This window comes from Mycobacterium sp. 1245801.1 (genome assembly GCF_001673055.1).
Taxonomy (GTDB): Bacteria; Actinomycetota; Actinomycetes; order Mycobacteriales; family Mycobacteriaceae; genus Mycobacterium; species Mycobacterium europaeum_A.
Map to the genome: position 1 here is coordinate 1 of NZ_LZKY01000219.1, position 18,844 is coordinate 18,844.

The 18,844-nt window shown below is 69.2% G+C and carries 20 protein-coding genes and 1 pseudogene; 13 read left to right on the top strand and 8 right to left on the bottom strand.

Annotated features, from left to right (window positions below):
• The 3 genes from infB to A5622_RS14480 all read left to right on the top strand — a co-directional run.
• The coding region (gene infB, locus A5622_RS14470; protein WP_066879381.1) for a translation initiation factor IF-2 at positions 1 to 2,307 on the top strand (2,307 nt) is incomplete at its 5' end.
• 77 nt (positions 2,308 to 2,384) lie between these two features.
• On the top strand, positions 2,385 to 2,873 hold the full coding sequence (gene rbfA / locus A5622_RS14475; protein ID WP_066863718.1) for a 30S ribosome-binding factor RbfA: 489 nt from the start codon (positions 2,385 to 2,387) through the stop codon (positions 2,871 to 2,873).
• Positions 2,848 to 3,855: a bifunctional oligoribonuclease/PAP phosphatase NrnA gene (locus A5622_RS14480; protein WP_156748805.1), complete on the top strand. Its 1,008-nt coding sequence runs from the start codon at positions 2,848 to 2,850 to the stop codon at positions 3,853 to 3,855. Before rbfA ends, A5622_RS14480 begins: the two co-directional genes overlap by 26 nt.
• 16 nt (positions 3,856 to 3,871) lie before the next feature.
• Here A5622_RS14480 and A5622_RS14485 read toward each other — a convergent pair whose 3' ends face one another.
• Together A5622_RS14485 and A5622_RS14490 are read right to left on the bottom strand one after the other, a co-directional pair.
• Complete coding sequence (locus A5622_RS14485) at positions 3,872 to 4,453, bottom strand: hypothetical protein (protein ID WP_066863715.1); 582 nt, start codon at positions 4,451 to 4,453, stop codon at positions 3,872 to 3,874.
• 58 nt (positions 4,454 to 4,511) lie between these two features.
• A complete protein-coding gene (locus A5622_RS14490; RefSeq protein ID WP_066879344.1) occupies positions 4,512 to 5,261 on the bottom strand; it encodes an enoyl-CoA hydratase in 750 nt (249 codons plus the stop codon).
• 101 nt (positions 5,262 to 5,362) lie between these two features.
• Here A5622_RS14490 and A5622_RS14495 point away from each other — a divergent pair, with 101 nt between their 5' ends.
• On the top strand, positions 5,363 to 5,632 hold the full coding sequence (locus A5622_RS14495) for a DUF2277 domain-containing protein (RefSeq protein WP_066863721.1): 270 nt from the start codon (positions 5,363 to 5,365) through the stop codon (positions 5,630 to 5,632).
• A complete protein-coding gene (locus tag A5622_RS14500; RefSeq protein WP_066879346.1) occupies positions 5,629 to 6,192 on the top strand; it encodes a DUF1802 family protein in 564 nt (187 codons plus the stop codon). Before A5622_RS14495 ends, A5622_RS14500 begins: the two co-directional genes overlap by 4 nt.
• Here the strand turns inward: A5622_RS14500 and A5622_RS14505 are convergent.
• Together A5622_RS14505 and A5622_RS14510 are read right to left on the bottom strand one after the other, a co-directional pair.
• Complete coding sequence (locus A5622_RS14505; RefSeq protein WP_066879349.1) at positions 6,151 to 7,875, bottom strand: CocE/NonD family hydrolase; 1,725 nt, start codon at positions 7,873 to 7,875, stop codon at positions 6,151 to 6,153. The two genes, A5622_RS14500 and A5622_RS14505, sit on opposite strands and share 42 nt — an antisense overlap.
• A gap of 51 nt (positions 7,876 to 7,926) precedes the next feature.
• Complete coding sequence (locus A5622_RS14510; RefSeq protein ID WP_066863704.1) at positions 7,927 to 8,523, bottom strand: DUF3558 domain-containing protein; 597 nt, start codon at positions 8,521 to 8,523, stop codon at positions 7,927 to 7,929.
• A gap of 159 nt (positions 8,524 to 8,682) precedes the next feature.
• Here A5622_RS14510 and A5622_RS14515 point away from each other — a divergent pair, with 159 nt between their 5' ends.
• From A5622_RS14515 to A5622_RS14535, 5 genes are all read left to right on the top strand, one after another.
• On the top strand, positions 8,683 to 9,660 hold the full coding sequence (locus tag A5622_RS14515) for a metallophosphoesterase (RefSeq protein ID WP_066879352.1): 978 nt from the start codon (positions 8,683 to 8,685) through the stop codon (positions 9,658 to 9,660).
• Positions 9,657 to 10,337, top strand: a complete 681-nt coding sequence (locus A5622_RS14520; protein WP_066879355.1) for a 4'-phosphopantetheinyl transferase — start codon at positions 9,657 to 9,659, stop codon at positions 10,335 to 10,337. Before A5622_RS14515 ends, A5622_RS14520 begins: the two co-directional genes overlap by 4 nt.
• Positions 10,334 to 11,236, top strand: coding sequence for a tRNA pseudouridine(55) synthase TruB (gene truB, locus A5622_RS14525; RefSeq protein WP_066879358.1), 903 nt, complete (start codon positions 10,334 to 10,336; stop codon positions 11,234 to 11,236). Before A5622_RS14520 ends, truB begins: the two co-directional genes overlap by 4 nt.
• 95 nt (positions 11,237 to 11,331) lie before the next feature.
• Positions 11,332 to 12,522 carry a lipid-transfer protein gene (locus A5622_RS14530; protein WP_066879361.1) on the top strand — a complete coding sequence of 397 codons (1,191 nt, stop codon included), beginning with the start codon at positions 11,332 to 11,334 and terminating at the stop codon, positions 12,520 to 12,522.
• A gap of 7 nt (positions 12,523 to 12,529) precedes the next feature.
• Positions 12,530 to 13,813, top strand: a complete 1,284-nt coding sequence (locus A5622_RS14535; RefSeq protein WP_066879364.1) for an acyl-CoA dehydrogenase family protein — start codon at positions 12,530 to 12,532, stop codon at positions 13,811 to 13,813.
• A gap of 16 nt (positions 13,814 to 13,829) precedes the next feature.
• On the opposite strand, the gene mntR is transcribed toward A5622_RS14535, so the two are convergent.
• Positions 13,830 to 14,534: a manganese-binding transcriptional regulator MntR gene (gene mntR / locus A5622_RS14540; RefSeq protein WP_066879368.1), complete on the bottom strand. Its 705-nt coding sequence runs from the start codon at positions 14,532 to 14,534 to the stop codon at positions 13,830 to 13,832.
• A gap of 113 nt (positions 14,535 to 14,647) precedes the next feature.
• On the opposite strand from mntR, the gene A5622_RS14545 reads away from it, so the two are divergent.
• A complete protein-coding gene (locus A5622_RS14545; protein WP_066879371.1) occupies positions 14,648 to 15,634 on the top strand; it encodes a bifunctional riboflavin kinase/FAD synthetase in 987 nt (328 codons plus the stop codon).
• A gap of 22 nt (positions 15,635 to 15,656) precedes the next feature.
• On the opposite strand, the gene A5622_RS14550 is transcribed toward A5622_RS14545, so the two are convergent.
• Together A5622_RS14550 and A5622_RS14555 are read right to left on the bottom strand one after the other, a co-directional pair.
• Positions 15,657 to 16,142 carry an SRPBCC domain-containing protein gene (locus A5622_RS14550; RefSeq protein ID WP_066879375.1) on the bottom strand — a complete coding sequence of 162 codons (486 nt, stop codon included), beginning with the start codon at positions 16,140 to 16,142 and terminating at the stop codon, positions 15,657 to 15,659.
• A gap of 3 nt (positions 16,143 to 16,145) precedes the next feature.
• Positions 16,146 to 16,487 (bottom strand): helix-turn-helix transcriptional regulator, encoded by a 342-nt coding sequence (locus A5622_RS14555; protein ID WP_066879378.1) that lies wholly within the window; start codon positions 16,485 to 16,487, stop codon positions 16,146 to 16,148.
• A gap of 169 nt (positions 16,488 to 16,656) precedes the next feature.
• Here A5622_RS14555 and rpsO point away from each other — a divergent pair, with 169 nt between their 5' ends.
• Together rpsO and A5622_RS14565 are read left to right on the top strand one after the other, a co-directional pair.
• A complete protein-coding gene (gene rpsO, locus A5622_RS14560; RefSeq protein ID WP_007775081.1) occupies positions 16,657 to 16,926 on the top strand; it encodes a 30S ribosomal protein S15 in 270 nt (89 codons plus the stop codon).
• 366 nt (positions 16,927 to 17,292) lie between these two features.
• Positions 17,293 to 18,618, top strand: a pseudogene (locus A5622_RS14565) (polyribonucleotide nucleotidyltransferase); the annotation flags it as partial.
• Here A5622_RS14565 and A5622_RS28300 read toward each other — a convergent pair.
• Positions 18,534 to 18,809 (bottom strand): hypothetical protein, encoded by a 276-nt coding sequence (locus tag A5622_RS28300; RefSeq protein ID WP_369829242.1) that lies wholly within the window; start codon positions 18,807 to 18,809, stop codon positions 18,534 to 18,536. The pseudogene A5622_RS14565 and the gene A5622_RS28300 sit on opposite strands and share 85 nt — an antisense overlap.
• Positions 18,810 to 18,844 lie beyond the last annotated feature (35 nt).

Here is an 18,844-nt window from a genome sequence, read left to right on the forward strand (position 1 = left end):
GGACCTGCGGGCCAACCCCGACATGGAGGCCCAGGGTGTGGCGATCGAGGCGCACCTGGACCGCGGTTACGGGCGGGGCGGCCCGGTACGCCGGCACCGGCGGGCCGGGGCGGCATGTTGCCCGGCGATGCGCCGCCGGGCCGGGGCGCGCCGGGGCGGGGCGCCCCGGGACGCGGCGCCTGCGGGCGCGGGATGGGCCGGTCGACGGGTTGCGCCGACGAGAAGGGGTTGTTGCCGACGCGCGGGGCGCGGGGCTTGGGCATCGGGCCCGGACGCGGGCCCGGCGTCGCGCCGGGGCGCGGCGCCTGGCCGGCGGCCTGCCCGGGCGCGGGTGGTTTGGGCTGTCCCGGAGGCGGTGGCGGCGGTGGCCGTCCGGGCCAGCGCGGCGGTGCCGCGGGTGCGTTCGGTCGCCCCGGCGGTGCGCCGCGACGCGGCCGCAAGTCGAAGCGGGCGAAACGCGCCGAATACGAGAACATGCAGGCGCCCGTCGTCGGTGGCGTGCGGTTGCCGCACGGCAACGGCGAGACGATCCGGCTGGCGCGCGGCGCGTCGCTCTCCGACTTCGCCGACAAGATCAACGCCAACCCGGCCTCGCTGGTGCAGGCGCTGTTCAACCTCGGCGAGATGGTCACGGCCACCCAGTCGGTCGGCGACGAGACGCTCGAGTTGCTGGGCAGCGAGATGAACTATGTCGTGCAGGTCGTCAGCCCCGAGGACGAGGACCGCGAACTGCTGGAGTCGTTCGACCTGAGTTATGGCGAGGACGAGGGCGGCGAGGAAGACCTGCAGACCCGGCCGCCGGTGGTGACCGTCATGGGTCACGTCGACCACGGTAAGACCCGCCTGCTGGACACCATCCGCAACGCCAGCGTCCGCGAGGCCGAGGCCGGCGGTATCACCCAGCACATCGGTGCCTACCAGGTGACCGTGGAGCACGACGGTGTCGAGCGGCCGATCACCTTCATCGACACCCCGGGTCACGAGGCGTTCACCGCCATGCGTGCCCGCGGCGCCAAGGCCACCGACATCGCGATCCTGGTGGTGGCGGCCGACGACGGCGTCATGCCGCAGACGGTGGAGGCCATCAACCACGCCCAGGCGGCCGACGTGCCGATCGTGGTGGCGGTCAACAAGATTGACGTCGAGGGCGCCGACCCGGCCAAGATCCGCGGCCAGCTCACCGAATACGGTTTGGTGGCAGAGGATTTCGGTGGCGACACCATGTTCGTCGACATCTCCGCCAAGCAGGGCACCAACATCGAGGCGCTGCTCGAGGCGGTGCTGCTGACCGCCGACGCCGCCCTGGACCTGCGGGCCAACCCCGACATGGAGGCCCAGGGTGTGGCGATCGAGGCGCACCTGGACCGCGGTCGCGGGCCGGTCGCCACGGTGCTGGTGCAGCGCGGCACGCTGCGGGTCGGCGACTCGGTGGTCGCCGGCGACGCCTACGGCCGCGTCCGCCGCATGGTCGACGAGCACGGTGACGACGTCGAAGAGGCGCTGCCGTCGCGGCCGGTGCAGGTCATCGGGTTCACCTCGGTGCCCGGCGCAGGGGACAACCTGCTGGTCGTCGACGAGGACCGCATCGCCCGCCAGATCGCCGACAAGCGCAGCGCCCGCAAGCGCAACGCGCTGGCGGCGCGTTCCCGCAAGCGGATCAGCCTGGAGGACCTGGACTCGGCGCTGAAGGAAACCAGCCAGCTGAACCTGATCCTCAAGGGCGACAACGCCGGTACCGTCGAGGCGCTGGAAGAGGCCCTGATGGGCATCGAGATCGACGACGAGGTGGCGCTGCGCGTCATCGACCGTGGTGTCGGTGGCATCACCGAAACCAACGTCAACCTGGCGTCGGCCTCGGATGCGGTGATCATCGGCTTCAACGTGCGCGCCGAGGGCAAGGCCACCGAGCTGGCCAACCGCGAGGGTGTGGAGATCCGCTACTACTCGGTGATCTACCAGGCGATCGACGAGATCGAGAAGGCCCTGCGCGGCATGCTCAAGCCGATCTACGAGGAGAACACGCTGGGCCGCGCCGAGATCCGGGCGATCTTCCGGTCGTCCAAGGTCGGCATCATCGCCGGCTGCATGATCAGCAGCGGCATCGTGCGCCGCAACGCCAAGGCGCGGTTGCTGCGGGACAACATCGTGGTCACCGACAACCTTTCGATCACCTCGCTGCGGCGGGAGAAGGACGACGTCACCGAGGTCCGCGAGGGCTTCGAGTGCGGTATGACGCTGGGGTACAACGACCTCAAAGAAGGCGACATCATCGAGTCCTACGAGTTGGTCCAGAAGGAACGCACCTGACCCCACCGCCGACGACGCAACGACGACGCAGAACGACGATGCAGAACGAAGTGACGACGAGAAGGTGGTGAACCCGAATGCCTGATCCAGCCAGGGCGCGCCGGTTGGCCAAGCGAATCAACACCATCGTCGCCTCGGCGATCGAGTTCGAGATCAAGGATCCCGGGCTCGAGGGGGTCACCATCGTCGACGCGAAGGTGACCGCCGACCTGCACGACGCGACGGTCTTCTACACGGTGATGGGACGCACGCTGGACGACGAGCCGGACTACGCGGCCGCCGCGGCGGCCCTGGAACGTGCCAAGGGTGCGCTGCGCACCAAGGTCGGGGCCGGCACCGGCGTGCGGTTCACGCCCACCCTCACCTTCACCCGCGACACCACGTCGGACAACGTGGCGCGGATGGAGGAATTGCTGGCGCGCGCCCGGGCCGCGGACGCTGATCTGGCGCGGGTTCGTTCGGGCGCCAAGCCGGCTGGGGAGGCCGATCCATACCGGGATAGCGGATCGGGTGGGGAGCCCGGCCTCGACGGGAGCATCGGTGACGACGACCAACACCAATACTGAGCTGGGCGACGCCCGGGTGGGGGTGCGCGTCGACGCCGCGGGTGCGGTCGAGTTGCTGTCGGACGCCGACACCGTCGCGGTGATCGCACACGTGCATCCCGACGCCGACACCATCGGCGCCGGCCTGGCGCTGGGGCTGGTGCTGGACAAGTGCGGCAAGCGGGTCGAGGTCAGTTTCGCCGAGCCGGCCGGGCTGCCCGAGTCGCTGGCGTCGCTGCCCGGCTGCCGACTGCTGGTCGATCCCGATGCGATGCGCCGCGACGTCGATCTGGTTGTCACCGTTGACGTTCCGAGCGTCAAGCGGCTGGGCGCCTTGAGCGACTTGGCCCTCGAGGGCGACGAGGTGCTGGTCATCGACCATCACGCTTCCAACGATGTGTTCGGTACCGCCAATTTCGTTGACGTCCAAGCCGATTCGACCACGATGATGATCGCCGACATCCTCGACGCGTGGGACAAGCCCATCGATTCCGACGTCGCGCACTGCATCTACGCCGGCCTGACGACCGACACCGGATCGTTCCGCTGGGCCAGTGCGCGCGCCCTGCGGCTGGCGGCCCGGCTGGTCGACGGTGGCGTGGACAACGCCGCGATCAGCCGAACCCTGTTGGACAGCCATCCGTTCGGATGGCTGCCGCTGCTGTCGCGGGTGCTGGCCTCGGCCCAGCTGCTGCCGGACGCCGCGGGCGGCCGGGGCCTGGTGTATGCCGTTGTCGGCAACCAGGATTGGGTGACCTCACGCCCGGAGGAAGTCGAAAGCATCGTCGACATCGTGCGGACCACGCAGCAGGCCGAGGTGGCCGCGGTGTTCAAGGAGATCGCGCCGCAGCAGTGGTCGGTGTCCATGCGGGCCAAGTCCGCCGTCGACCTGGCGGCGGTGGCGTCCGGCTTCGGCGGCGGTGGGCACCGGCTGGCGGCCGGCTATTCGACCACCGGCTCGATCGACGACGCGGTGGCGTCGCTGCGCACGGCCCTGGATTAACCCGGACTCGCCCGGACTAGAACGCCCAGCTTCCCGAGCGCTGCACGACGAATCCGTGGTCGCCGCTGGTGGTGTCCAGGCAGGCGACCAGGTCGTCGGCCCCCACCGCGCAGGTGACGTTGAGATAGGTCAACTTCTGGCCCGCCCCCAGCGATTTGCCGCCGGCCGGTAGCGGGGCAGGGTTGCCGTCGCATCCGGCGTAGGACATGCGGCTCAACTGGTAGCCGGGTCCCTTGAAGTCCACCGAACCGACGACGCAGTCGCCGGGTCGCGGGCGGCCGCCGGGGAAGGGAACGTCGTCCAGCCCCGACATGTCGCCCTTGCACTTGATGTCCTGCGACGGTTGCGGCACGGGCGGCGGGCCGCCGTAGAAGTCACAGACCAGGGCGGAGCCGGCGGAGAAACTGACCCGCGGCGAGCTTCCCGGCGCGCCGGCGCCGATGTAGCCGTCGGCGGGCACCGGGGTGAAGGCGTCGAGATTCGGGAACCCCGGCGGCGGCAGCGCGCCCGCGGGCGGCGCGGCCACCGCGATCGCCGACGCGGCCGCCAGCGTCAGGCCACCGAGCACCCGCACGGTGACAGCGACGACGTGATACATCAGTTGATCGTATGGCGTGGGCGGGACCGGTGGGAACGGACCGGCCCAGATCGCGGCGTCAGCGCACCTGCGAGCGGCCGCGCGCCAGCACGGCCTCCCGGTTGGCGGCGATGTCGTCACCGCTGGTCCGGAACTGCCGGGCCGCCGTCGCCTCCTGCCAGAGCCCGGCGCTGGTCTGCGCGTCGTCGATGCGGTGATACGACGCCAGCAGCGCCCGCACCGCGTCCTGATTGTTCCCGACGATCGACGCCGCCACCGCCCGGGCGGCACCCAACAGCTGGTCGTGCGGCACCACCTCGGTCACCAGCCCGGCGCGCAGCGCGTCGGCGGCGGACAGATAGTCCCCGGTCATGCTCATCCGCCTGGCCAGCCCGATTCCCACCTTCTGCGGCAACCGCACGCTCAGGCCCCAGGTGGGCAGCAGCCCCACCCGGGCGTGCGTGTCGGCGAACCGGGCGTTCTCCGAGGCGATCAGGATGTCGCAGTACAGCGCCACCTCCAGCCCGCCGGTCACCGCGGCGCCGTTGATCGCGCCGATCACCGGCTTGGTCAGCGCCGGCCAGCGCGGCGAGATGTCCGGCAGCGCCGAGGAACCGCCCAGCTCCTTGAGATCCAGCCCCGCGCAGAACACCGGGTCGGCGCCGGTGACGATGACGACGTCGACGCCGTCGTCGGTTTCGGCGTCGGCCAGCGCCCCGAAGAAGCGGTCCCGCAACGCCGAGGACAGCGCGTTGCGCGACTGCGGTCGGTTGAGGGTCAGGGTGCGCACTCGCTCGTCGGTGTCGATCAGCAGGATCTCGTCGGTCATGACCTCACCGTAGCCAGTCGGCCCGCACCGGCGATGCGCGCCTTACCGCCCGCCGATTCGTCGGGGAGCGGCGCCGCCGAGCAGCGCTTATCGTGGGAAAGATGTGCCGAAACATCACCGAACTGCGCGGACTGCAACCCGCCGCCACCGCCGAAGAGATCGCGGCGGCCGCCCGCCAGTATGTCCGCAAGGTCAGCGGCATCACCCACCCCTCGGCCGCGAATGTCGACGCATTCGAGGCGGCGGTCGCCGAAGTCACCGAGACGACGACGCGGTTGCTGGGGCAGCTGCCGCCGCGGCGCCAGCCGCCCAAGACCGTCCCGCCCTTGCGCCGCCCCGAGGTGATGGCGCGGATGGCGGGCGCGAAATGACCGTCACCACAACGACACCCGCGCTCAAGGAGTGGAGCGCCGCGGTGCACGCGCTGCTGGACGGTCGCCAGCGGGTGCTGCTGCGCAAGGGCGGCATCGGGGAGAAACGGTTCGAACTGGCCGCCCGCGAGTTCCTGCTGTTCCCGACGGTCGCGCACAGCCACGCCGAGCGGGTGCGCCCCGAGCATCAAGACCTGCTGGCGCCCGCGGCCGCCGACAGCACCGACGACGAGCTGGTGATCCGGGCCGCCGCGAAAGTCGTTGCGGCCGTGCCCGTCGAGCGCCCGGACGCCCTGCCCGCCATCGAGGACCTGCACATCTGGACTGCCGAGTCGGTGCGCGCCGACCGCCTGGACTTTCGTCCCAAGCACAAACTCGCGGTGCTGGTCGTGTCGGTACTCCCGCTGGCCGAGCCGGTGCGCCTGGAGCGGACCGCCGAGTACGGCGGCTGCAAAAGCTGGGTGGAGCTGCCGGTGCCGGCCCCGCCGGGGCGCGGCCCCGTTCATGACGACGCGGCGCTAGCCGCGGTCGCCGCCCGGGTCCGCGACGCCGTTGGCTGACAACTCGGCCGGGCCGACCGGCAACAGCAGCCGGGAGCGCCCGAAGCGCACGGTGTGGGTGACCGGCGTGGGCTGCCGGCCGGTCAACACCGGCTCGCCGGAACCGAGGTTGTGCGCGTAGCGCGGCGACCAGCTCCCGGCGATCAGCACGCGGATGCGTGAGCCGGCCCGGAAGCGGTGCGCCATGCCGTCGAGGTCGAGGCGAACGATTTTCTCCGACTTGGGTTTTGCCGCGGGACGCAGCCGGCGGTACGCCTCGCTGACGTTGCGCGACCGTCCCTTGGCGTCGACCTCGCTCACCCGCACGAACAGGTCGGCGTGCGGGCTGTCCGCGCCATGGGCGAGCTCGATGACCGGGCAGCCGTAGACATACACGTCCTCTGTGAGCGTCGCGCTGGTAAAGGCCAGCACGTCGTCGCGCGATGCCAACCGGCTGTCGTCGCGGTATCCGCCGTTGCCGGACAGCTGCGGGCCGCCGGTGGTCGGTGTCGGATTGGCCGGGTCGTAGCGAAATGTGGCCGGCGCCAACCCCTTCAGGCTTGGCGCGGTCTCGCCCAGGTAGCCACCGGGCCGCAGGTACAGCGGGCGTTCGGTGGTGGCGGGTGGCCAGTCGGGCAGGCTGCGCCAGCCACCGCCCCCGCCGGTGACGTAGACGCGCACCCGGCTGGGCCGGTGCGACGTGGCCGCACCGCCCAGGTGCGTGTCCAACCAATCCAGTGCCTCCCGGGCGCAGGTAGGGAACCCGGTGGTGAGCAACTGGGTGTGGGTCCAGGGCCCGACGGTGAGCGCGACGTCGACACCGCGCCGGCGCAGATGCGCGTACTGCTGCAGCGTCTGCCTGATGAAGATGTCCTGCCAGCCGCCCACCAACAGCACCGGCACCTGCACCCGGTCCAGCGCCTCGGTGCAGCGCAAGGCATCCCAGAACGGGTCGTCCGGTTCGCTGTGTTCGACCCAGGATTCGAACCAGGGTGCGCCGGTGCCGAGCACCTGCCGCGCGGCGTCACCCAGCGGCACCGCGGCCGCGGCCTGGGCCACCCGGCGGCGGGTCTGCAGCTGGCGCAGGGCGGCGCGCACCCGCACGGGGTCCTCCTGGTGCGCCACCATGTCGCTCCAGCCCAAAAAGTCGTTAATCGCGAATGTGCCGGTGCCCCAAGTTGATTCGTTGAAATCGTGCGGACCGACCATGATGACGGCGGTGGCCAGTTCCGGCGGGGGATCCTGCAGCAGGGCCCACTGGGTGAAGCCCAGATACGACATCCCGATGGAGGCGAAGCGGCCGGTGAACCAAGGCTGCTCACGCAGCCAGGAGACGGTGTCGGCACCGTCGGCGACCTCGTGGGCCATCGGCTCGAAGACCCCGCCCGAGCCGAACGTCCCGCGCACGCTTTGCAACACGACGTGGTAGCCGCGCGCCGCGTACAGCGCGCCGAATATCAGCGTGAACGGGAACCCGCGCCCGTACGGGCCGCGGACCAGCAGGGTGCCCGCGGGTGACGCGGTCGCCGGCGCATAGTGGTCGGCCACCAGCTGCACCCCGTCGCGCATCGGCACGCGGACGCGCTGCACGGTGTAGTCGGTGGTCTCCGGCGGCAGGCCGAGCAGCCGGGCGGCGGCCGTGCCGCCCAGGTGTCGCAGGGTGTGCAGCGCCGGCTGTGCGGGCCGGATCAACGTCGTACTCACGGTCCTCACATTAGGACCCGGTCAGCCGGCCGCGACGCGACGCGGCGCAAATCAGAACTTGTAATACGGCGCGAGGTCGTTGGCGCGCTGCACGTTGGTCTGCATGCAGTCGACCTCGGGGTTGGAGTAGACGGTCGAGTAGTACAGCGCCTGCTGCAGCACGCCGTAGCTGGTCTTGAACGCGACCATGCAGGAGTAGAACCAGTAGCTGTTGTGGTAGGTCGGCTTGAGCACCCAGTACTGCGCGGCCCGGTGGCCCGCGATCGTCGTCTCGACGGCATCGGCGGGCAGCGAGGCCTCATAGGTGCGCCAGATGATCGGCTCGACGGCCACCTGATAGTTGCCGGCGTCGAAGTGACAGCGCAGCCCGTCCTCGTGTTCGGGCGGTGTGAAGCCCAAGCCGAGGCGCTGGATGACGTCGAACGGGATGTCCTCGCAGGCGTCGAACGGGCGCGGATCGGTGGTCGCCACGATCGGGCTTTTCATTGTGGTTTCCATCGGCTGGGCGGTCGACCGCAGCTCGACGGACCGGTCGCCGCCACCCGGCCTGGAAAGGTCCTGCGGGGCGGTCAACAGGCCCACGGTGCCACCGATGGCCGCTGTGAGCAGCGCACCCAGCGCCCCCATCAGACGAACATTGGCGAACACGACACCCCCTGACGCCGCAGCGGACCTTTCCGGGGGAGTGTACAAGTACCGCGCGCGACGTCACAGGCAAACCTGAACTTGTTCTAACTCACCCGCTGGTGGCCGAAAGGGCGCCCGCGAAAGGGGCGTCCTTGGGTCAAGTCGTTAGGGTGGTTATTCGTGGCTGGGCATACATCTGGGCGGGAATCGACCAACGGTGGGCAACCGACACTGTGGGCGGTGTCCGACCTGCACACCGGTCACCTGGGTAACAAGCCGGTCACCGAATCGCTGCATCCGTCGTCGCCGGACGACTGGCTGATCGTCGCCGGCGATGTCGCCGAACGCACCGACGAGATCCGCTGGGCCCTTGACCTGCTGCGACGGCGCTTCGCCAAGGTGATTTGGGTGCCGGGTAATCACGAGCTGTGGACCACCACCCGCGATCCCGTGCAGATCTTCGGCAAGGCGCGCTACGAGTACCTGGTCAACATGTGCGACGAGATGGGCATCGTCACGCCCGAGCATCCCTTCCCGGTGTGGACCGAGCGCGGGGGCCCGGCCACGATCGTGCCGATGTTCCTGCTCTACGACTACAGCTTCTTGCCCGAGGGAGCCACGAGCAAAGCCGAAGGCCTGACCATCGCCCGCGAGCGCAACGTGGTCGCCACCGACGAATTCCTGCTCTCCTCGGAGCCCTACCCCACCCGTGAGGCGTGGTGCCGCGAGCGCCTGGAGATCACCCGCGCCCGTCTCGAAGAGCTGGACTGGATGACGCCGACCGTTCTGGTGAACCACTTTCCGTTGGTCCGCGACCCCTGCGACGCCTTGTTCTACCCCGAGTTCTCGCTGTGGTGCGGGACCACCAAGACCGCCGACTGGCACACCCGATACAACGCCGTGTGTTCGGTCTACGGTCACCTGCACATCCCCCGGACCACCTGGTATGACGACGTGCGCTTCGAGGAAGTCTCGGTGGGCTATCCGCGGGAGTGGCGCCGCCGCAAGCCGCCCAGCTGGCTGCGCCAGGTGCTGCCCGATCCCCAGTACGCGCCGGGCGACCTCAACGACTTCGGCGGCCACTTCCAGATCACTCCCGAGATGCGGCAGCAGGCCGCACAGTTCCGGGAACGGTTGCGGCAGCGGCAATCACGATGACGGGGGACATGCTGGTGTCCTCGGTGCTCCCGGCCGTGGACGGCCTGGCCTACGCGGAGGCATACTCCGACCCGCCCGATCTCACGCCGCTGCCCGAGGAGGAGCCGCTGGTCGCCAGGTCGGTGGCCAAGCGGCGCAACGAGTTCGTCACCGTCCGCAACTGCGCCCGCATCGCGCTGGGCGAGCTGGGCCTGCCGCCGGTCCCGATCCTCAAGGGGGAGAAGGGAGAACCCTGCTGGCCCGACGGCGTGGTGGGCAGCCTGACCCACTGCACGGGTTACCGGGGTGCCGTGGTGGGCCGCACCGACGCGGTCCGCTCGGTGGGCATCGACGCCGAACCGCACGACGTGTTGCCCGACGGAGTGCTGACCGCGATCAGCCTGCCGGCCGAACGCACCGAGATCCCGGCGAACCTGTCGGGTGACCTGCATTGGGATCGAATCTTGTTCTGCGCCAAGGAGGCAACGTACAAGGCGTGGTTTCCGCTGACCAAACGGTGGCTGGGCTTCGAGGACGCCCACATCGCGTTCGAGGCCGATGGCCCCGGCGCGACGACGGGCGGGTTCGTGTCGCGGATCCTGATCGACCCGGAAGCGCTGTCCGGTCCGCCGCTGACCGAGCTGCGCGGCCGCTGGTCGGTCGAGCGCGGGCTGGTGCTCACCGCGATCGTGCTATGACCGAAAGCCCCAGCGGGCCAGGAATAGTCGTCGTCGACAAGCCGGCCGGGATGACCAGTCATGACGTGGTCGGGCGCTGCCGCCGGATCTTTGCCACCCGCAGGGTGGGGCATGCCGGGACGCTGGACCCGATGGCCACCGGCGTGCTGGTGATCGGGATCGAACGCGCCACCAAGATCCTCGGCCTGCTGACGGCCACCGCCAAGTCCTACACCGCCACCATCCGCCTGGGCCAGAGCACGTCCACCGACGACGCCGAGGGCGAGCTGGTGCGCAGCGTCGCGGCGCGGCACCTCACCGGCGCGGCGATCGAATCGGCGGTCGGTGGCCTGCGCGGCGACATCCAACAGGTGCCGTCGACGGTCAGCGCGATCAAGGTGGACGGCAAGCGCGCCTACCGGCTTGCCCGCGAGGGCCAGGCCGTCGAGCTCGCGGCCCGGCCGGTGCGCATCGACCGGTTCGAGGTGCGCGACATCCGGGTCGGCGCCGACGGCGGGGACTGTGTGGACCTCGACGTCGAGGTCGACTGTTCGTCGGGAACCTACATCCGCGCGCTGGCCCGTGACCTCGGCGCGGCTCTCGGGGTGGGTGGGCACCTGACGGCATTGCGGCGCACCCGCGTCGGGCGCTTCGGGCTCGATCAGGCGTACCCGCTCGACGAGCTGGCGGAGCGGCCCCGGCTCAGCTACGGCCTGGACGAGGCCTGCCTGCTGATCTTCCCGCGCCGCGACCTGTCCGCCGAGCAGGCCGAGGCGACCGCCAACGGCCGGGCGCTGGCGCCGGCCGGGATCGGCGGCGTCTACGCGGCGTGTGGCCCCGACGGCCGCGTGATGGCGCTGCTGCGCGACGAGGGGTCGCGCACCAAGTCGGTGGTGGTGATCCGCCCGGCGACGCTGTAACCGCTGCAATGCTTTGGCCGCCCCGGCCGAACGGTTGGTTGGGCTACGTTGCACACTGAGTGCCAAGACCGCCCACGGTTCGGAAGGGGACAAGGATGTCCAACAAGGTCTACGTCATCGGCGTCGGCATGACGAAGTTCGAGAAGCCGGGTCGCCGGGAGGGCTGGGATTACCCGGACATGGCTCGGGAATCGGGGACCAACGCGCTGGCCGACGCCGGCATCGACTACCGCGAGGTCCAGCAAGGCTACGTCGGCTACGTCGCCGGCGATTCGACGTCGGGTCAGCGGGCGCTCTACGAGCTGGGCATGACCGGCATTCCGGTCGTCAACGTCAACAACAACTGCTCCACCGGCTCGACGGCGCTTTTCCTGGCGGCGCAGGCCATCCGCGGCGGCATCGTCGACTGCGCGATCGCGCTCGGTTTCGAGAAGATGCAGCCCGGTTCGCTGGGCGGCGGCGCCCAGGACCGCGAATCGCCGATGGCCAAGCACGTCAAGGCGATGGCCGACATCGACGAGTTCGCGATGCCCGTCGCCCCCTGGATGTTCGGCGCCGCCGGCCGCGAGCACATGAAGCAATACGGCAGCACCGCAGAGCATTTCGCCAAGATCGGCTACAAGAACCACAAGCACTCGGTGAACAACCCGTTCGCCCAGTTCCAGGAGTCCTACACGCTCGACGACATCCTGGCCGCGCGGATGATCTCCGACCCGCTGACCAAGCTGCAGTGCTCGCCGACCTCCGACGGTTCGGGAGCGGCCATCCTGGCCTCGGAGAGCTTCGTCGACAGCCACGGGCTGGCCGCCCAGGCCGTGGAGATCGTCGGGCAGGCGATGACTACCGACTTCGCGTCGACGTTCGACGGAAGCGCCAAAAACCTCATCGGCTATGACATGAATGTCCAGGCCGCGCAACAGGTTTACGACCAGTCCGGGCTGGGGCCGCAAGACTTCCAGGTGATCGAACTGCACGACTGCTTCTCGGCCAACGAGCTGTTGCTCTACGAGGCCCTGGGCCTGTGCGGCCCCGGTGAGGCGCCCAAGCTGATCGACAACAACGACACCACCTACGGCGGGCGCTGGGTGGTCAACCCGTCGGGCGGCCTGATCTCCAAGGGGCACCCGCTGGGCGCGACCGGGCTGGCGCAGTGCGCCGAACTGACCTGGCAGCTGCGCGGCACCGCCGACAAACGTCAGGTCGACAACGTCAGTGCCGCCCTGCAACACAACATCGGGCTGGGTGGCGCGGCGGTCGTCACCGCCTACCAGCGCGCCGAGCGTTAAGGGCGCCATGATCGAGTGGTCCGAGACGGACCTGATGGTCCGGGATGCCGTTCGGCAGTTCGTCGACAAAGAGATCCGTCCGCATTTGGACGAATTGGAAACCGGCGATATGTCGCCGTATCCGATCGCGCGCAAGCTGTTCAGCCAGTTCGGCCTCGACGCCATGGCCGCCGAGTCGGTCAAGAAGATGCTGGACCGCGAGTGGGCCAAGCTGAACGGCACCGCCGCCGCTGCGGAATCCGGCGAAAAGCCCGACGGGTCAAGCGGTTTCGGCGGCGGCGCCCAGGGGTCGATGATCGCGGTGCTGGTGTCCGAGATCGCGAGGGTCAGCATCGGGTTGCTCAGCACCGCGTCGGTGAGCCTGGGCTTGGGCGCCGCGACCATCGCCAGCCGCGGGACGCTGGCGCAGAAGGAACGCTGGCTGCCCGAGCTGATGACGCTGGAAAAGATTGCGGCATGGGCGATTACCGAGCCGGACTCGGGTTCGGACGCGTTCGGCGGCATGAAGACCTACGTCAAACGCGACGGTGACGACTACATCCTCAACGGGCAGAAGACCTTCATCACCAACGGGCCCTGCGCCGACGTCCTGGTCGTCTACGCCAAGCTCGACGAGGGCCCCCGCGAGGGCAATGCGAGCGCGGACAAGCAAGACAAGCGCAACCGCCCGGTGCTGGTCTTCGTGCTCGATGCCGGCATGCCGGGCCTGACCCAGGGCAAGCCGTTCAAGAAGATGGGCATGATGTCCTCGCCGACCGGCGAGCTGTTCTTCGACAACGTGCGGCTGGGCCCGGACCGGCTGCTCGGCGAGAGCGAACAGCACACCGACGGCGACGGCCGCGACAGCGCGCGCGCCAACTTCGCCGCCGAGCGGATCGGGATCGCAATGATGGCGTTGGGCATCATCGACGAATGCCACCGGCTGTGCGTCGATTACGCGAAGAGCCGCACACTGTGGGGCCGCAACATCGGGCAGTTCCAGTTGATCCAGCTCAAGCTGGCGAAGATGGAGATCGCCCGAATGAACGTGCAGAACATGGTCTTTCACACCATCGAGCGCCAGCAGGCCGGCAAGCCGCTGACGCTGGCCGAGGCGTCGGCGATCAAGCTGTACTCCTCGGAGGCGGCCACCGAGGTGGCGATGGAGGCCGTACAGCTGTTCGGCGGCAACGGATACATGGCCGAGTACCGGGTGGAGCAGCTGGCCCGCGACGCCAAGTCGCTGATGATCTACGCGGGCAGCAACGAGGTTCAGGTCACCCACATCGCCAAGGGACTGCTGGCCGACTGACGGGCGGGGCGCGCGGCTAGGCCGTCACCCAGATCGCCCGCGCGGCCGGGCTACCCAAATCGACCGTCGTCTCGGCGCCGTCGCCGGAATCGATGGCGACGGAGATCATGCCGGCGAATTCGCGCCGGGTCAGGACCCGCAGCCGGGAGTCGAGACTGATGCCGACGTCGGTGAAGTAGCGCAGCATCTCGGGGTCGGCGTCGGAGATGCGGGCCACCGTCCCGGTGTCCCCGTCGTCGCACGCCCACAGCTGGCGGGCCGGCGGGGTCGGCACCTGCCCGTCGGAGGCCGGTATCGGGTCACCGTGCGGGTCGCGCTGCGGAAAGCCCAGCTTGGCGTCGATGCGGGCCACCAGGCGATCCGACACCGCGTGCTCGAGCACCTCGGCCTCGTCGTGCACCTCGTCCCAGGCGTAGCCGAGCTCGTTGACCAGGAAGGTCTCCAGCAGCCGGTGCCGGCGCACCATCTCCAGCGCCGCGCGCCGCCCCGCCTCGGTCAGCGTCACCGCGCCGTATTTCTCGTGGTCCACGAGCCCCTGCTCGGCGAGTTTGCGGATGGACTCCGAGGCCGTGCTGGCCGACACCCCGATCTTCTCGGCCAGCATCTTGGTGCTGACCTTCTGCGGTGCGTCTTTCGGGGACCACTCCTGGGCATTCCAGATGACCTTCAGGTAGTCCTGGCCGACCGCGGTGATACCGCCACGCTCCTCGTCAGGCCTCACACCGAGAAAGTTTAGGCAACCCAGGCCTAATCCGGGGTGTTCCCCGACACCATGGCGGCGGTTTGCCCCTTCCCATCTCCCGGCGGACCACTGCGCGCCGTAGGCTGGCGGACGTGCAGCGGTGGCGCGGCCAAGACGAGATACCCACGGACTGGGGCAGGTGTGTGCTCACCATCGGTGTGTTCGATGGTGTGCATCGCGGCCACGCCGAGCTGATCGCGCATGCGGTGAAAGCGGCGCGGGCCCGCAACGTTCCGACGGTGCTGATGACGTTCGACCCGCACCCGATGGAAGTGGTCTATCCCGGCAGCCACCCCGCGCAGCTGACGACGCTCACCCGGCGCGCCGAGCTGGTCGAAGAGCTGGGCATCGACGTCTTCCTGGTCATGCCGTTCACCACCGATTTCATGAAGCTCACCCCGGAGCGCTACGTCCACGAGCTGCTGGTGGAGAACCTGCACGTGGTCGAGGTCGTCGTGGGGGAGAACTTCACCTTCGGCAAGAAGGCGACCGGCAACGTCGAAACGCTGCGACGCGCCGGCGAGCGCTTCGGGTTCGCCGTGGAGTCGATGTCGCTGCTGTCCGAGCACCACAGCAACGAGACGGTGACGTTCTCGTCCACCTACATCCGGTCCTGCGTGGACGCCGGTGACGTGGTGGCGGCGATGGAGGCGCTGGGCCGGCCGCACCGGGTCGAGGGCGTGGTGGTCCGCGGCCACGGGCGCGGTGCCGAGCTGGGCTTTCCCACCGCGAACGTGGCGCCGCCGATGTATTCGGCCATCCCGGCCGACGGCGTGTACGCCGCCTGGTTCACCGTGCTCGGCCACGGTCAGGGGGCGGGGGCCCCCGGGGCGATGGTCCCCGGCGAGCGCTATCAGGCGGCGGTGTCGGTGGGCACCAACCCGACGTTCTCCGGGCGTACCCGCACCGTGGAGGCGTTCGTCCTGGACACCGACGCCGACCTGTACGGACAGCACGTGGCGCTGGACTTCGTCGCCCGAATCCGCGGCCAGCACAAGTTCGACTCGATCGCCGACCTCATCGACGCGATGGGCAGGGACACCGAACGGGCCCGCATCACCCTCGCGGCCCAGGACTGATTCCAGGAGTCGCCGGCAGGCGTCAGGCGGCGAGCAGGTCGTCGATCTGGTTGATGGCCGAAGAGGCGCCCTCGACGACGCCCATGTCCAGCACCTGCTGCAGCGCCTCGGCGGAGGAGTAGGTGCTCACGTATGTCGCGCGAGTGCCGCCGTTGTGCTCGGCAAATGTGTACACATTCCTCGAGACCGGCAGGTCGCGGTTCGGGTTGAAGTCCAGGTCGGCGAAGCCGTCCAGGAAGGAGAAGCTCGTCGGTTCGTCCACCGCCGTGATCTCCCAGTACCCGGCGTACTTCTGGCCGTCCGGTCCGGTCATGAAGTACGTCGTGCGACTGCCGGGTGTGAGGCTGTGGTCGACGACGGTCGCCGGGTGGGACGGCGGTCCCCACACCTTCTCCAACTGACGAGGGTCGGCGTACACCTGCCAGATTCGGGCCACCGGCGCGGCGAAGTCCGCCGTGATGGTCAGCGTCAGGTTGTCCGGGTCGTGCTGGACGTCGGTCACGGGCATGGTTCAGTCCTCCTGGTTTGAGTCGGATGCGATGAGTTCGTCGACGCGGGCGATGCGATCCCGCCAGAGGGATTCGAGTTCGGTGAGCATCGCGGCCACCGACCGCACGGCCGCCACGTCACCGCTGGCCAGCTGCTCTCGACCGCTTCGTCGTTTGGTGAGCAGGCCGGCCTTTTCCAGCACGACGACGTGCTTCTGCACCGCGGCGAAGCTCATGTCGTACTTGACCGCCAATGCGGAAACCGAGTGTTCCCCTTCCAGGGTCCGGCGCATGATGTCGCGCCGGGTTCGGTCGGCGAGCGCGTGGAACAGGGCGTCCACCCGGTCCTCCTGATCTACGGTCACCCGAGCAACATACAACCAAATGGTTGTATGTTGTCAAGGGCGCAGCGCTGGCCTGCGATTCGGTAGACGTCGCCGCCGCTGATAGACTCGCCAGCCGATACGGCGTGTGCTGCAGTCCGCGGCGGCCACGCACGAGATTTCTCGCGGCACCGATTGATGGAGTTAGTTCGTGGCGCTTACAGCCGAGCAGAAAAAAGAAATCCTGGGCAATTACGGCCTGCATGGCACCGACACCGGTTCGCCTGAGGCGCAGGTCGCGCTGCTGACCAAGCGGATCGCCGACCTGACCGAGCACCTGAAGGTGCACAAGCACGACCACCACTCGCGTCGCGGGCTGTTGCTGCTGGTCGGCCGCCGTCGCCGGCTGCTCAAGTACGTCGCGCAGATCGACGTCGAGCGGTACCGCTCGCTGGTCGAGCGGCTGGGCCTGCGTCGCTGACGCAGCCCCCACCGGGGCGTTCGCGGCCCCGCAAATTCCGAGCGATATGGCGGGCAGGGGTCGCCCGTGTAGAGTGAGGACGTTCTGGGCCGGTTCGGCCCGAGCAAACGGTGCGGTCACGCAGATCCGCGTGTGCCGTTCCAGCGTGTCACTACGCACGTTCGAGGGAGCAGCCAGTCTGCATCGGGCGGTCTTCGGTAGTGGCTGCCGGGCTCTCCGGATCTGGGGCAGGTCGGCCGCTTCGATCGATGGCCGTAGCCGTATTCAGACTCAGCGCCTCCCGCGGGTGACCCGTGGCCGTCAGGCCTGCGGTTCGCGCGTGGCCACGCGAAAAAGCTGAATACAAGAGAGGCCGTACGGACGTCCATGTCTGTCGCTGAAATTGAAGAGGGCGTGTTCGAGGCGACCGCCACCATCGACAACGGGAGCTTCGGCACCCGCACCATCCGTTTCGAGACCGGCCGGTTGGCCCAGCAGGCCGCTGGCGCCGTGGTCGCGTACCTCGACGAAGAGAACATGCTGTTGTCGGCGACGACCGCCAGCAAGAGCCCCAAGGAGCACTTCGACTTCTTCCCGCTGACCGTCGATGTCGAGGAGCGGATGTATGCCGCCGGTCGCATCCCCGGTTCGTTCTTCCGTCGCGAGGGCCGTCCCTCCACCGATGCGATCCTGACCTGTCGGCTCATCGACCGGCCGCTGCGCCCGTCGTTCGTCTCCGGGCTGCGTAACGAGATCCAGGTCGTGGTGACCATCCTGAGCCTGGATCCCAACGACCTGTACGACGTGCTGGCGATCAACGCCGCGTCGGCCTCGACCCAGCTGAGCGGGCTGCCGTTCTCGGGTCCCATCGGTGGGGTGCGGGTCGCGCTGATCGACGGCACCTGGGTGGCGTTCCCGACCGTCGAGCAGCTCGAGCGGGCCGTGTTCGACATGGTGGTGGCCGGCCGCATAGTCGGCGAAGGCGACAAAAAAGACGTGGCCATCATGATGGTCGAGGCCGAGGCGACCGAGAACGTCATCGAGCTCGTCGAGGGCGGCGCCCCGGCGCCGACGGAAACCGTTGTGGCCGAAGGCCTCGAGGCCGCCAAGCCGTTCATCGCCGCGCTGTGTAGCGCGCAGGAGGAACTGGCCGGGGCGGCCGCCAAACCGGCCGGCGAGTTCCCGACGTTCCCGGACTACGGCGACGACGTCTACTACTCGGTGGCCTCGGTGGCCACCGACGAGCTGGCCAAGGCGCTGACCATCGGCGGCAAGGCCGAGCGTGACGCGCGCACCGACGAGCTCAAGGCCGAGGTGCTCGCGCGCCTCGCTGGGGACTCTGGGACCTACGAGGGCCGCGAGAAAGAGATCAGCGCCGCCTACCGGTCACTGACCAAAAAGCTGGTGCGCCAGCGCATCCTGACCGATCACTTCCGCATCGACGGCCGCGGCATCACCGACATCCGCGCGTTGTCGGCCGAGGTGGCCGTGGTGCCGCGGGCGCACGGCAGCGCGCTGTTCCAGCGCGGTGAGACCCAGATCCTGGGCGTCACCACGCTCGACATGGTCAAGATGGCCCAGCAGATCGATTCGCTGGGGCCCGAGACCTCGAAGCGCTACATGCACCACTACAACTTCCCGCCGTTCTCCACCGGCGAGACCGGCCGGGTGGGCTCGCCCAAGCGGCGCGAGATCGGGCACGGCGCCCTGAGCGGCACACCGGCGTTGAGCAGCGACAGGGTGGACGCACAGACCGAACCCATCGACGTTGAGCCGTTGGAACCCAACGCCTCGGACACCTGACGGATGGCGTAGGGGAACTCCTCGACGCCGGGCAGCACCGGGATCAGGGCCCGCTCGGCCAGGGCGCCGTGCCCGATCTCGCGCCGCTTGGGCGAGCCCACCCGGCCGGTCTCGCCGGTGGAGAACGGCGGGAAGT

Bases quoted from the DNA above. Each gene is read 5' to 3' on its own strand.
- rbfA (WP_066863718.1), top strand. From the start codon at position 2,385: ATGCCTGATCCAGCCAGGGCGCGCCGGTTGGCCAAGCGAATCAACACC.
- A5622_RS14485 (WP_066863715.1), bottom strand. From the start codon at position 4,453: ATGTATCACGTCGTCGCTGTCACCGTGCGGGTGCTCGGTGGCCTGACG.
- A5622_RS14490 (WP_066879344.1), bottom strand. From the start codon at position 5,261: ATGACCGACGAGATCCTGCTGATCGACACCGACGAGCGAGTGCGCACC.
- A5622_RS14495 (WP_066863721.1), top strand. From the start codon at position 5,363: ATGTGCCGAAACATCACCGAACTGCGCGGACTGCAACCCGCCGCCACC.
- A5622_RS14500 (WP_066879346.1), top strand. From the start codon at position 5,629: ATGACCGTCACCACAACGACACCCGCGCTCAAGGAGTGGAGCGCCGCG.
- A5622_RS14520 (WP_066879355.1), top strand. From the start codon at position 9,657: ATGACGGGGGACATGCTGGTGTCCTCGGTGCTCCCGGCCGTGGACGGC.
- truB (WP_066879358.1), top strand. From the start codon at position 10,334: ATGACCGAAAGCCCCAGCGGGCCAGGAATAGTCGTCGTCGACAAGCCG.
- A5622_RS14530 (WP_066879361.1), top strand. From the start codon at position 11,332: ATGTCCAACAAGGTCTACGTCATCGGCGTCGGCATGACGAAGTTCGAG.
- A5622_RS14535 (WP_066879364.1), top strand. From the start codon at position 12,530: ATGATCGAGTGGTCCGAGACGGACCTGATGGTCCGGGATGCCGTTCGG.
- A5622_RS14550 (WP_066879375.1), bottom strand. From the start codon at position 16,142: ATGCCCGTGACCGACGTCCAGCACGACCCGGACAACCTGACGCTGACC.